The sequence below is a fragment of the Mesorhizobium sp. M2D.F.Ca.ET.226.01.1.1 genome (genome assembly GCF_004022705.2).
In the GTDB taxonomy this organism is placed as follows: domain Bacteria; phylum Pseudomonadota; class Alphaproteobacteria; order Rhizobiales; family Rhizobiaceae; genus Mesorhizobium.
The window spans coordinates 695,838-708,123 of sequence record NZ_RZOY02000001.1; the positions used below are offsets into that span (position 1 = coordinate 695,838).

General features: G+C 62.6%; 15 protein-coding genes. 11 read left to right on the top strand and 4 right to left on the bottom strand.

The annotated features are described in order from the left end of the window. Positions 1-367 precede the first annotated feature (367 nt). The 3 genes from dapA to EN869_RS03345 all read left to right on the top strand — a co-directional run bounded on the left by dapA (position 368) and on the right by EN869_RS03345 (position 2,627). Positions 368-1,249, top strand: a complete 882-nt coding sequence (gene dapA, locus EN869_RS03335; RefSeq protein WP_127228698.1) for a 4-hydroxy-tetrahydrodipicolinate synthase — start codon at positions 368-370, stop codon at positions 1,247-1,249. A gap of 25 nt (positions 1,250-1,274) precedes the next feature. After that, positions 1,275-1,754 carry an SsrA-binding protein SmpB gene (smpB, locus tag EN869_RS03340; RefSeq protein WP_041002108.1) on the top strand — a complete coding sequence of 160 codons (480 nt, stop codon included), beginning with the start codon at positions 1,275-1,277 and terminating at the stop codon, positions 1,752-1,754. Between the two features lie 147 nt (positions 1,755-1,901). After that, the gene (locus EN869_RS03345) at positions 1,902-2,627 is read left to right on the top strand and encodes a glycoside hydrolase family 25 protein (protein WP_245489529.1); all 726 of its coding nucleotides are present in this window, start codon (positions 1,902-1,904) and stop codon (positions 2,625-2,627) included. Between the two features lie 24 nt (positions 2,628-2,651). On the opposite strand, the gene EN869_RS03350 is transcribed toward EN869_RS03345, so the two are convergent. After that, positions 2,652-3,581, bottom strand: coding sequence for a DMT family transporter (locus EN869_RS03350; protein WP_127228532.1), 930 nt, complete (start codon positions 3,579-3,581; stop codon positions 2,652-2,654). A gap of 144 nt (positions 3,582-3,725) precedes the next feature. Here EN869_RS03350 and EN869_RS03355 point away from each other — a divergent pair, with 144 nt between their 5' ends. Beyond that, the gene (locus EN869_RS03355) at positions 3,726-4,199 is read left to right on the top strand and encodes an Lrp/AsnC ligand binding domain-containing protein (RefSeq protein ID WP_127228531.1); all 474 of its coding nucleotides are present in this window, start codon (positions 3,726-3,728) and stop codon (positions 4,197-4,199) included. A 29-nt stretch (positions 4,200-4,228) separates the two neighbouring features. Here the strand turns inward: EN869_RS03355 and EN869_RS03360 are convergent, their stop codons facing one another. Continuing rightward, entirely contained in the window at positions 4,229-4,885 is a 657-nt protein-coding gene (locus tag EN869_RS03360) for a uracil-DNA glycosylase (RefSeq protein WP_127228530.1), read from the bottom strand. Positions 4,886-4,897: 12 nt separating this feature from the next. Further along, the gene (locus EN869_RS03365; RefSeq protein WP_059189095.1) at positions 4,898-5,479 is read right to left on the bottom strand and encodes an NYN domain-containing protein; all 582 of its coding nucleotides are present in this window, start codon (positions 5,477-5,479) and stop codon (positions 4,898-4,900) included. Positions 5,480-5,782: 303 nt separating this feature from the next. On the opposite strand from EN869_RS03365, the gene rpoZ reads away from it, so the two are divergent. From rpoZ to EN869_RS03385, 4 genes are all read left to right on the top strand, one after another. Then, entirely contained in the window at positions 5,783-6,184 is a 402-nt protein-coding gene (gene rpoZ / locus EN869_RS03370; RefSeq protein WP_127228529.1) for a DNA-directed RNA polymerase subunit omega, read from the top strand. A gap of 171 nt (positions 6,185-6,355) precedes the next feature. Further along, on the top strand, positions 6,356-8,587 hold the full coding sequence (locus tag EN869_RS03375; RefSeq protein ID WP_127228528.1) for a bifunctional (p)ppGpp synthetase/guanosine-3',5'-bis(diphosphate) 3'-pyrophosphohydrolase: 2,232 nt from the start codon (positions 6,356-6,358) through the stop codon (positions 8,585-8,587). 113 nt (positions 8,588-8,700) lie between these two features. Further along, on the top strand, positions 8,701-9,279 hold the full coding sequence (gene pyrE / locus EN869_RS03380) for an orotate phosphoribosyltransferase (protein ID WP_127228527.1): 579 nt from the start codon (positions 8,701-8,703) through the stop codon (positions 9,277-9,279). Positions 9,280-9,325: 46 nt separating this feature from the next. Then, positions 9,326-9,730 carry a VOC family protein gene (locus EN869_RS03385; protein ID WP_245489527.1) on the top strand — a complete coding sequence of 135 codons (405 nt, stop codon included), beginning with the start codon at positions 9,326-9,328 and terminating at the stop codon, positions 9,728-9,730. On the opposite strand, the gene EN869_RS03390 is transcribed toward EN869_RS03385, so the two are convergent. Further along, on the bottom strand, positions 9,708-10,238 hold the full coding sequence (locus EN869_RS03390) for a GNAT family N-acetyltransferase (protein ID WP_127228526.1): 531 nt from the start codon (positions 10,236-10,238) through the stop codon (positions 9,708-9,710). The two genes, EN869_RS03385 and EN869_RS03390, sit on opposite strands and share 23 nt — an antisense overlap. Before the next feature lie 217 nt (positions 10,239-10,455). Between EN869_RS03390 and EN869_RS03395 the strand changes: the two genes are divergently transcribed. From EN869_RS03395 to lepB, 3 genes are all read left to right on the top strand, one after another. After that, positions 10,456-11,043, top strand: coding sequence for a DUF2062 domain-containing protein (locus EN869_RS03395; RefSeq protein WP_127228525.1), 588 nt, complete (start codon positions 10,456-10,458; stop codon positions 11,041-11,043). Continuing rightward, entirely contained in the window at positions 11,040-11,453 is a 414-nt protein-coding gene (gene acpS, locus EN869_RS03400; RefSeq protein WP_127228524.1) for a holo-ACP synthase, read from the top strand. The genes EN869_RS03395 and acpS overlap by 4 nt, the downstream gene beginning before the upstream one ends. Before the next feature lie 79 nt (positions 11,454-11,532). Further along, complete coding sequence (gene lepB, locus EN869_RS03405; protein ID WP_127228523.1) at positions 11,533-12,282, top strand: signal peptidase I; 750 nt, start codon at positions 11,533-11,535, stop codon at positions 12,280-12,282. Positions 12,283-12,286: the final 4 nt, after the last annotated feature.

A 12,286-nucleotide genomic window follows, 5' to 3' on the forward strand; every position in this document is an offset into this window, starting at 1 on the left:
CAAAAGGTTATCGAGGCCGTTCGAATTGCGCTTGCTGGTGTCCCGATTCTGAAATTCGCATGACCTTGATATCGGGCACGGCGCGAATTTCAGAATCGCAAGGACACCAGCCAACTGTCGAATCCAGTGTCGTGGTTTTCGATGTTCGCTCCGAGCCTGATATCGACGTCTGGCGAACATCGAAAACCACGACACTCGCACTATGGCGATGCTTGCCGCTGAACCGTGTCGAGACTATGGTGCGCGGCTTCGCTTTCGGCTAGAAGGCGCGCAAATAAAACTTCGATGCATGTCGCCCAAAGATGGGTACCGGTTTTGGGACAACGACATGTATCAGATCAACGAAGTTCCAAGGAGTTTGGAAGATATGCTGAGAGGCTCGCTGACCGCGCTCGTCACACCGTTCGAAAAGAGCGGGCGTTTCGACGAGAAAGCCTTTCGCGCTTTCATCGAATGGCAATTGGCCGAAGGCACGACCGGCCTTGTCCCGGTCGGCACAACAGGCGAGTCGCCGACGCTGTCGCATGACGAGCATCGCCAGGTCGTCAAGGTCTGCATCGAGGTGGCCAAGGGCCGCGTGCCGGTCGTCGCCGGCGCCGGCTCCAACAACACCGAGGAAGCGGTCGGCCTGGTGCAATATGCGGAGAATGCGGGCGCCGACGCGGCGCTGGTGGTCACGCCTTATTATAACAAGCCGACCCAGCGCGGCCTCTATGCGCATTTCGCCGCCGTTGCCCGGGCAACCAAGCTGCCGATCATCATCTACAACATCCCGCCGCGCTCGGTGATCGACATGATGCCGGAGACGATGGGCCGCCTGGCGCATGACTTCAAGAATATCGTCGGCGTCAAGGATGCGACCGGCAAGGTCGAACGTGTCTCCGAGCAGCGCATGACCTGCGGCAAGGATTTCATTCAGCTCTCCGGCGAGGATGCCTCCGCGCTCGGCTTCAACGCCCATGGCGGCGTCGGCTGCATTTCGGTGACGTCTAACGTTGCGCCGCGCCTCTGCGCCGAATTCCAGGAAGCCACGCTCTCCGGCGACAGCGCCAAGGCGCTCGACCTGCAGGACCGGCTGTTGCCGCTGCACAAGGCGATCTTCATCGAGCCCGGCCTGTGCGGCGCCAAATACGCGCTGTCGAAGCTCGGCAAGGTCGAGAATGTGGTGCGCTCGCCGCTGGTGACGATCGAGGCCTCGACCGCCGAGAAGATCGACGCCGCGATGAAGCATGCCGGCTTGATAAACTAGGGATGAGGCGCCACCTCTCCGCATTATGAATCAAGTCAAGAAAGCCGACCCCAACAACAGGACGGTCGCCGAAAACCGCAAGGCGCGCTTTTCCTACGAGGTGCTCGACACGATCGAGACCGGCTTGGTGCTGACCGGCACCGAGGTCAAATCGCTGCGCCAGGGCCAAGCCAACATCCAGGAGAGCTACGCCTCCGCCGAGGGCGGCGAAATATGGCTGATCAATTCCTATCTGCCGGAATATCTGCAGGCCAACCGCTTCAACCACGAGCCGCGCCGCCGCCGCAAATTGCTGGTCTCGAAGCGCGAGATGGCCAAGCTCTCGCAAAGCGTCGAGCGCGAGGGCATGACGCTGGTGCCGCTCAAAATCTATTTCAACGACCGCGGCCGCGCCAAGCTGCTGCTCGCGATTGCCCGCGGCAAGAAACTGCACGACAAGCGCGAGACCGAAAAGCAGCGCGACTGGTCGCGCGAGAAGGGCCGGCTGCTGAAGGAGCGCGGCTAAGGCAATTCCAGGAAAAGTCCGTAGGGGTTTTCCGTTCGGAATTGTGTCAAAGAGCTTCTCTGGCTGGATGCGTTTGGTCGCCTGAAAAAAGCCACCGCCGCGTTCTCTTGGTTCGGGCCGAAAAGCATGTCCGACGGGGGGACGGTCTTGGGGAAGCGGATTGTTTTCTGGGGCGTTGCCGGCGTGGTTGTCGCCTGTGCCGTGGCGGCGGGCGCGTACTACTGGTTCCGTGGCTTTTCGCCGGACCGCGCCGAATTCCCGATCCGGGGCATCGATGTCTCCCATCATCAAGGACAGATCGATTGGCAGCGCGTCGCGGCCGATGATGTCGCCTTCGCTATCATCAAGGCAACTGAAGGCGGCACCCATGTCGATACAGAGTTCGCCACGAATCTACGCGAAGCCCGCGCGGCCGGCCTCGCGGTCGGCGCCTATCACTTCTTCACCTTCTGCCGGCCGGGGGCCGACCAGGCGAAGAATTTTATCGCCGCGGTGCCGCGCGGCGAGGCACTCTTGCCGCCGGTGGTCGATATCGAGTTCGGCGGCAACTGCCCGCAGCGCCCGTCGCCGCAGCAACTCAACGCCGAATTGGCGGCTTTCCTCGGCCCGGTCGAGACGGCGTTCGGCAAGCAGGCGATTTTCTATCTGACCGATGAGGCGGCCGATGCCTATTCCGACAGCATCATCGCGCGCCGGCGCTGGCTGCGTTCATTGGCGGTCAGGCCGAGCGACAATGATTGGATCTATTGGCAGTACCACAATATGGGCCGCGTCGACGGCATCAAAGGCGATGTCGATCTCAACGTGCTGAAGGGCAGCCGCGAGACGCTGGCCGAGTTGTTCGCGCCGACGCCTCGAATTGCAGGCCCTTGAAGTGTTTGTCGCGCCGCTGAAGGCTCACGATCCTCCCGGCGCCGGTGCACCAAGACGTTTGCTGGCAATACGTTCTGCGATCGCTGACAAGCCCATCCCGGCGGCCATGATCGCGATGGCGGCGAACTGGATCGTCATCGGTGTTTCGCCGAGCACCGCCATGCCGACAACCACGGTGGCGATCGGTATGCCCGGCAGAAACAGCGATGCCGTCTGCGGCCCCAATTGCCGGACGATATAAGTATAAAGGAACATGGCCGCCGCGCCGGACAAAATTCCCTGGATCAGAATCTGGCTGACGATCTCCGTGGCCGCCGCGGCATGGATTTGGCTTGGCGCGACAAAATAGAGAACCGGCAGCGGCAGGCACGATAGAAGCACCACCGCGGTTGTCGCGGTGACCGGATCGGCCCGCCACTGTCTCACAAGAACCGCATAGGTCGAGAACATCAAACCCGATCCGATGAAAAGCATATCGCCGAAGAGAACGCCGCCTGTTCCGCCACCCGTTGGCGCGATGAACAGCACCAGGCCGGCGATGATCGCGAGAACGCCGATGGTCCGTTGCTGCGAAGCGCCGTCATGGAAGACGATGCGCGACAGCAGGAACGAAAAGAAGACGATTGATGCTGGACAGAGCGCCGCCGCATGGGCGGCGGGCGCATAGGTCAGGCCCCAATTGATGATCAGGGGATAAGGCAATCCCGCCAGCGCCGCCAAGGCCAATGCCCGTTGCCAGCCAAGCGCCGTCATGCTTGCAAAGCGGCTGCGCCAGACGATCGGCAGAAACACAGCTCCCGCGCCGCCAAAGCGCAATATGGCCAGATCCGTCGCAGTCAGATGCTCCCTGAGGCTGAAGCGCGCGGCGACGAATTGCACGGCGTAGATGCCGATCATGGTCAGGCCCGCGATGATCGCCAGCCTGGAGTTTCCCGAGTCTCGTGTGTCTGCCATGTTCTGCCGCCATCATGACATCGTCGCCGGAGACCGCCTCCACCGATGCGATGACAAGCGCAGGTTATTGCCGAAAGGCCTGCGGCGAAATACGCTCTTTTCCTGAAATAGGAGGGAGACTCACACATCAGAGGTGGTTTCAGCGTGAATACCAATGCGAACGATCTCGACAGTATCGACCGCAATCTTCTTCGGCTGCTGCAGGAGGATGGACGACGCACCACGCTCGATTTGGCGGCGCGTGTCGGCTTGTCGCCGACCGGCACCAGCCTGCGGGTGAAGCGGCTGTTTCGCGAAGGCTACATCACCGCGGTCAGGGCCGTTCTCGATCCGGCAAAGATCGGGCGCGGTACGCTCGTCTTCATCGAGGTGCGTCTCGACCATACGGCGCCGCATATTTTCGAACGCTTCGCCGAGGCGGTGACCAAGGCGCCCGAGGTTCTCGAATGCCACATGGTCGTCGGCGGCTTCGACTATCTGGTAAAGGCGCGCATTTCGGAAATGGCCGCCTATCAGGATTTCCTGACCCGGGTCATCCTGCCGCTGCCCGGCGTGAAGGAGACGCACACTTACGCCTCGATCGGCGACGTGAAGCCGGATGCGCTCCTGCCGGTATAGCCGCCGGACCATCGGGGCGGCGCCTGAATCTAGTTCTTCAGAAACGCCGCGATCTCGCTGAACACGCTGACGAACATCTCCTCCGTCAGAACGCCCGTATTGGTGTTGTAGCGCGAGCAGTGATAGCTGGAGAACAGCGCGATGCCGCTGGCTATTTGCCTCGTGCCATGGCGGAACGGAAAGGCGGCGACGCGCTCGCCCAGTGCCCGCACCGTCGACTGGTGCGCGATCGAGCCCAGTGTCAGGATGGCGCGCAAATTGGGAAAGCGCGCGATGGTCGGTCTCAGAAAAGTCCGGCAGGTGGCGATCTCCGCGCCCACCGGCTTGTTTTCCGGCGGCACGCAGCGCACCGCGTTGGTGATGGCCGCGCCGACAAGCTCGAGCCCGTCATCCGGCCTTGCCTTGAACTCGCCGCGCGCCAGGCCATGCGCGATCATCGTGCCGTAGAGCAGGTCGCCGGCATAGTCGCCGGTGAAGGGGCGTCCGGTGCGGTTGGCGCCGCGCAGACCAGGCGCCAGGCCGACGATCAGAAGCTTGACCGAAGCCTCGCCCTCTGGCGGCAGAAAGGTCGGCACCGGCGCATTGAACCAGCTTGGCTCACGCTCGCGCCATACGGCAATGAAATCATGCAGCCGCGGGCAAAGCGGGCAATCGCGGCTGGGTTCGGGGCAGGGCGCGGCGTTCAAGGCCGGCGCCCGTCAATAATCGTCCTCGTCGACTTCGGCCGGTTCCGGCCGCCGCACCGGCCGCTCCGACGGATCGCGGCCGACTTCGTTCTTCAGCGTCATCAGGTCGATGAAATGGTCGGCCTGGCGGCGCAGATCGTCGGAGATCATCGGCGGCTGCGAGGCCATGGTGGAGATGATCGACACTTTGCGGCCGCGCCGCTGCAGCGCCTCGACCAGCGTGCGGAAGTCGCCGTCGCCGGAGAAGATCACATAATGGTCGACGACGTCGGCCAGCTCCAGCGCATCGACGGTCAACTCGATGTCCATATTGCCCTTGATCTTGCGGCGCCCGGTCGAGTCGGTGAATTCCTTGGCGGGCTTGGTCACCACCTTGAAGCCGTTGTAGTCGAGCCAGTCGATCAGCGGCCGGATCGAGGAATATTCCTGATCCTCGACGAGCGCGGTGTAATAGTAGGCGCGCAGCAGATAGCCGCGCTTCTGGAAGCTCGACAGGAGCTTGCGGTAGTCGATGTCGAAACCCAGCGCGCGCGACGTGGCGTAGAGATTGGCGCCGTCGATGAAAAGAGCGATCTTTTCACGGGGATCGAACATTGAAAAACATTCCTTTCGAAAATTTCTGTCGTCTAAAAGCGTTTGACGTATGGGCCGATAAATGGGCCTTGGTGCCATCATATCCGAAATAACGCGCAATTTATGGATATCCAAGGGCACGAGCCGCATTGCAAGCAATTGTGATCGCCACTATGTGAGCCGTATCATGGCGCGGCGCGATGATGAGCCGGGCAAAGGGTCCGCAGACCTGACGCCGTAGCCATAAAGCTTGTATTTCGGCCGCACCCGCGTTATGGAGCGCGCCAGCTTTCCATCAAATCCATCGCATGAAAGGGGCAGTCCATGGCCCGCGTAACCGTTGAAGATTGCATCGACAAGGTCGACAACCGTTTTGAACTCGTGCTGCTCGCCGGCCACCGCGCCCGCCAGATCAGTCAGGGCGCGCAGATCACCGTTCCGCGCGACAATGACAAGAATCCGGTCATCGCGCTGCGCGAGATCGCCGACGAGACGCTGTCTCCCGACGACCTGAAGGAAGACCTGATCCACTCGCTGCAGAAGCATGTCGAGGTCGACGAGCCGGAGGCCGAAGGCGAGGCGATCGCCGACCAGACCGGTACGGCTGCCGTCGCTGCCGACACTGACGACGCCGAGGAGAACATCGCTTTCGACCGCATGAGCGAAGAAGATCTGCTCGCCGGCATCGAAGGTCTGGTGCCGCCGGAAAAGAGCGACGACTACTAAGAGCTTTTGATGGTTCTGCTCAGCTGGTTGTTGAGCGGATTCTGAAAAGCTTCGGAGTTCGCCTGGATCAAGCATCCGGCACTTCCGTCTCGTAAGTTTCGTGGCTATCTATGGGATGCGTCGCACCTTGGTGCGGCGCATCAATCATTTCAGCACCGCGAGAACCCGCCCATGATGCGTCAGTATGAGCTTGTCGAGCGCGTCCAGCGCTACAAGCCTGACGTCAACGAGGCGCTGCTCAACAAGGCCTATGTCTACGCCATGCAAAAGCATGGCCATCAGAAGCGCGCCTCGGGCGATCCCTATTTCTCGCATCCGCTCGAAGTAGCGGCCATCCTCACCGACATGCACATGGACGAGGCGACCATTGCCGTCGCGCTGCTGCATGACACGATCGAGGACACGACCGCGACCAGGGCCGAGATCGACGAATTGTTCGGTCCGGAAATGGGCAAGCTGGTCGAGGGCCTGACCAAGCTGAAAAAGCTCGACCTCGTCTCGAAGAAGGCCGAGCAGGCGGAGAACCTGCGCAAGCTGCTGCTCGCGATCTCCGAAGATATTCGCGTTCTACTGGTAAAGCTCGCCGACCGCCTGCACAACATGCGCACGCTCGACCATATGCCCGAGTCCAAGCGCCTGCGCATCGCCGAGGAGACGATGGACATCTATGCGCCTTTGGCCGGGCGCATGGGCATGCAGGGCATGCGCGAGGAGCTGGAGGAAATCGCCTTCCGCTACATCAACCCGGAGGCCTATCGCGCCGTCACCGCGAGGCTTGCCGAGATTTTCGAGCGCAACAAGGGCGTCCTGCAGGAGATCGAGACGGCGCTGTCGGGCCTGTTCGAGAAGCACGCCATCAAGGCGAGCGTGAAGAGCCGGCAGAAGAAGCCGTGGTCGGTGTTCCGCAAGATGGAGGCCAAGGCGCTCTCCTTCGAGCAGCTCTCCGACATTTTCGGCTTCCGTGTCGTGGTTGATTCCGTCGACGACTGTTACCGCGCGCTCGGCGCTATCCACACCACCTGGTCGATGGTGCCTGGCCGTTTCAAGGACTACATCTCGACGCCGAAGCAGAACGACTACCGCTCGATCCACACCACCATCGTCGGCCCGTCGCGCCAGCGCGTCGAATTGCAGATCCGCACCAAGGAGATGAACAAAATAGCCGAATACGGCGTCGCCGCGCATTCGATCTACAAGGATACCGGCGGCAAGATGAACGGCGCCGGCCATGCGATCTCCAAGGAGACCAACGCCTATGCCTGGCTCAGGCGCACCATCGAGCAGCTGGCCGAAGGCGACAACCCGGAGGATTTCCTCGAAAACACCAAGCTGGAGCTGTTCCAGGACCAGGTCTTCTGCTTCACGCCCAAAGGCATGCTGATCGCGCTGCCGCGCGGCGCCACCCCGATCGATTTCGCTTATGCCGTCCACACCGATGTCGGCGACACCTGCGTCGGCGCCAAGGTCAATGGCCGCATCATGCCGCTGATGACGGAACTGAAGAATGGCGACGAGGTCGAGATCATCCGCTCCAAGGCGCAGGTGCCTCCGGCTGCCTGGGAATCGGTCGTGGTCACCGGCAAGGCGCGCGCCGCCATCCGTCGCGCCACCAAGAATGCGATCCGCAAGCAATACTCCGGCCTCGGCGCCCGCATCCTGGAACGCGCCTTCGAGCGCGCCGGCAAGACCTTCACCAAGGAGAGCCTGAAGCCGGTGCTGCACCGGCTGGCGCGCAAGGACATCGAGGACGTGCTGGCTTCGGTTGGCCGCGGCGAGCTGAGCTCGACCGACGTGATGAAAGCGGTCTTCCCCGACTATAAGGACGAGCGCGTCACCGTCGCGGCGCCCAAGCAGCGCGAGGAAGGCTGGTCGAAGATCCGCAACGCTGCCGGCATGCTGTTCCAGATGCCCGGCACGCGCGCCGCGCGCAAGGATAAGGACCAGCCGCGCGACGGCGCGGTGCCGATCCGCGGCGTGCGTGGAGACTTGCCGGTGCGCTTCGCGCCGGAAGGTGCCGTGCCTGGCGACCGCATCGTCGGCATCATCCAGCCGGGAACCGGCATCACCATCTATCCGATCCAGTCGCCGGCGCTGCAGGCCTTCGATGATCAGCCCGAGCGCTGGATCGACGTGCGCTGGGACATCGACGAACGCACCAAGGAACGTTTCCCGGCGCGCATCTCGGTCACTGCCATCAATGCGCCCGGTTCTTTGGCCGACATCGCCCAGGTCGTTGCATCCAACGACGCCAACATCCATACGCTGTCGATGATCCGAACCGCGCCTGATTTCACCGAGATGCTGATTGACCTCGAGGTCTGGGACCTAAAACATCTCAACCGGCTCTTGTCGCAGCTCAAGGACAATTCGAGCGTCAGCGATGCGCGGCGCGTTAACGGCTAGCGCAATTCCAGGAAGTGCGTGGCGGTTTTCCGTCCGGAATTGCGCAAAATCTAATCGACTGGACCGTGGACACCAAAAGGAACGGTTCGGAACAGGATTGAATGGGGGACGACATGAATACCGACGAAGTGCTGGGCATTTTCCGCGAGGCGGGCGCCGTTCTCGAAGGTCATTTCATCCTGACGTCGGGCCTGCGCAGCCCGGTCTTCCTGCAGAAGGCGCGGGTCTTCATGCATGCCGGCAAGACCGAGCGTCTGTGCAAAGCGCTGGCCGAGAAAATCCGGGCAAATGTGCCGGGCAGGATCGACTACGTCGTCGGCCCGGCCATCGGCGGCCTGATCCCGGCCTATGAAACCTCGCGCCATCTCGGCGCGCCGGCGATCTGGGTCGAGCGGGAAGGGGGCGAGTTCCGGCTGCGTCGCTTCGAGATCGCCAAGGGCTCGCGCGTCGTCATCGTCGAGGACATCGTCACCACGGGCCTGTCGATCCGGGAGACCATCGACTGCCTGCGCGAGATCGGCGCCGAGGTCGTGGCGGCTGCCTGCATCATCGACCGCTCGGCCGGCAAGACCGATGTCGGCGTGCCGCTGATCGCGCTTGCCGAATATGAGGTGCCGGCCTATCCCGCCGACCGCCTGCCGCCGGAACTCGCCGCCATTCCGGCGGTTAAGCCTGGAAGCCGCAACATCTGAGGGTGCATGTCGCCCAAAAATGTGCAGCGGCTTTAGGAGTCATGACATGCACGAGGCAAAAGCCAAAATGATCGCCGGCATCGACCATTTCGTGCTGACGGTTCGCTCGGTCGAAGCGACCTGCGACTTCTACACGCGCGTGCTCGGCATGCGGCGACTGGACGAGCCGAACCGGCCGACCGCCCTTCTGTTCGGCCCGCAGAAGATCAACCTGCATGAAACCGGTCGTACTTTCGAGCCGAAGGCGAAGGCGCCGACGCCGGGTTCCGGCGATTTCTGTCTCGTGGCCGCGGTGCCGCTTGCCGAAGTCCAGGCCAGCCTTGCGGCCAATGGCGTGGGGACCGAAGTCGGCCCGGTCGAGCGCATCGGTGCGCGCGGCGCGATGATGTCGGTCTATTTCCGCGATCCCGACGACAATCTGGTCGAGGTCAGCGAGTACCGGCTCGATTGAGATCGAGCCGCATGGCGCAACGCTGGTCCGAAGGCATGCCGTGTTCGACTTCGTCGCCGAGCAGGCTGGCCAACCGTTCGTCGATCTCGGCGCCCTCCAGGACACGAAATCCGAACTTGCGATAGAAGGGCGCGTTCCAGGGGACGGCGCGAAACGTGGTCAGCGTCACCCCCGCCAAGCCGCGCCGCCGGGCGTCCGCGACCGCCCGCTCGAGCAGCGCCCGGCCGATGCCTTGGCCCTGCCGGTCGAGGTCCACGTCCAACTCACAGATATGCAGCGCATCGCCCTCGATCCCGGCGCTCAGGAAGCCGACCAGCCGGTCCTCCTCGTCGGCGGCAACCCAGCATGCGCCTCCGGCGATCAGCGCGCGGTGTCGCTCGACGCTGACATTGTCCCCGTCGGCGAGCCACGCCAGTTCCGCGATGGTGCGAAACGCTTCTCCGGCCGATTGTTCGATGGCCGGCAATGCCTTTGCGTCCTCGGACCGCGCCGGTCGAATGGTGATCATTGGTGCCGCATAACCCTATTCTTTTCCTCAGTTTCGCCAGAAATGAGGCTCTTGTAACAGCCTGCGGCAGACCATCGCGGCGGCGTTTCGTTGTTACGCGGCCTGGCGGTCTCTATATCAGAGTCTTGTTGCCTTTCTGCGCCCTGGAAGCGCAAGATGTGTTGGCGCGACCCGGTGGGCAGGGGCAGCGCGTGTTTGGACCGGGAACTGGAACAGAGTGCTTTTTCGACGCCGAGTGCCTGATGGCCTCCTGGAGCGGGTGCGTACTTATCTTTGGCCGCGCCGCTCGTTCTCACGTTCCGTGCAGTATTTCTCCAAGCGCATCCTGCGGCTGAAGTCGACGCCGCATTCGGTCGCCGCCGGCGTCGCCGCGGGTGTTTTTGCCTCCTTCTTCCCGCTTGGCGCCCATTTCGTGGTTGCCGCGGTGCTTTGCTGGGTGATCGCCGGCAATCTGGTCGCGGCGGCGCTTGGCGCGGTGTTTTTCGGCAATCCGCTGACCTCCCCGCTACTGTGGGGCGCGTCCTGGGAAATCGGCAAACTGATCCTGCGTGAGCGTCTGCCCAAGCACGGGCCGCCCGAGCATCTCGGCGAAATGATGCACAAGCTCTCCTTCGCCAAGCTCTGGCATCCCGTTCTGGAGCCGATGCTCATCGGCGCGGTGCTGCTTGGCCTAATCTTCGGCCTTCTGTTCTATGTCATCACGCGCTGGGGCATGACCGTGTTTCGCGAGCAGCGCAGGAAGCGCATGGCCGAGCGCGCCGAGAAGAAGGCGCGGCAGGGTGGACGGGAAATGCCGGCGCAATGATCATCGGCATCGGCAGCGACCTCATCGACATCAGACGCATCGAGAAATCGCTGGAGCGGCACGGCGCGCGTTTCGTCCAACGCATCTACACCGAGGTCGAGCAGGCCAAGTCGGAAAAGCGCGCCGCCCGCGCCGCGTCCTATGCCAAGCGCTTCGCCGCCAAGGAGGCCTGCGCCAAGGCGCTGGGTACAGGCATGGCCGAGGGCGTCTTCTGGCGCGACATGGGCGTGGTCAACCTGCCGAGCGGCGCGCCGACCATGGCGCTGACCGGCGGCGCCGCGGCCAGGCTGGAGAAGATCCTGCCGAAAGGCCACCGCGCGCTCATCCACCTCACCATCACCGATGATTTCCCGCTTGCTCAAGCCTTTGTGATCATCGAGGCGGTGCCCGCCGAACAAGCGCCACATTGATTCCATCTGACCACCAGCGGCATGACGTTGCCCAGCGCGCGCCGAGACTCTATACCAACATCGCACAATCGAGGACGACATGAGCGTGGCTGAAAAATCGCAGAAGAAATCCGGCGGGCTTGGTGAGACCTTTTCCGTCATCATCCAGGCTCTGCTTCTCGCGCTCGTCATCCGCACACTGCTCTTCCAGCCCTTCTCCATTCCGTCCGGCTCGATGCGGCCGACGCTCCTCGAAGGCGACTATCTCTTTGTCACCAAATGGGCCTATGGCTATTCGCGCTATTCGCTGCCGTTCGGCCCCGATCTCTTCTCGGGCCGCATCTGGGGCTCGGAACCCAAGCGTGGCGACGTGGTGGTGTTCAAGTTCCCGCCGGATCCGTCGGTCGACTACATCAAGCGCGTCGTCGGCCTGCCCGGCGACAAGATCCAGATGAAGAACGGCCAGCTTTTCATCAACGACGTCGGCGTGCCGCGCGAAAAGACCGGCCAGATCGACAATCCAGATGTCACCGAGGAAAACCGGCCGATCGACGTCTATCGCGAAACGCTGCCGAACGGCGTCAGCTACGACACGCTCGACATCAATTCCGATTCGATCGGCGACAACACGCGCGAATTCGTCGTGCCGGCCGGCCACTATTTCATGATGGGCGACAATCGCGACAATTCTTCCGACAGCCGCTTCGCCGTCGGCTTTGTTCCGGCCGAGAACCTCGTCGGCCGCGCCAACCTCATCTTCTTCTCGATCGCCGGCAAGGCGAGCCCGCTCGAGATCTGGAAGTGGCCGTCGCTGATGCGTGCCGGGCGCCTGTTCCATTTCGTCCACTAGAGCG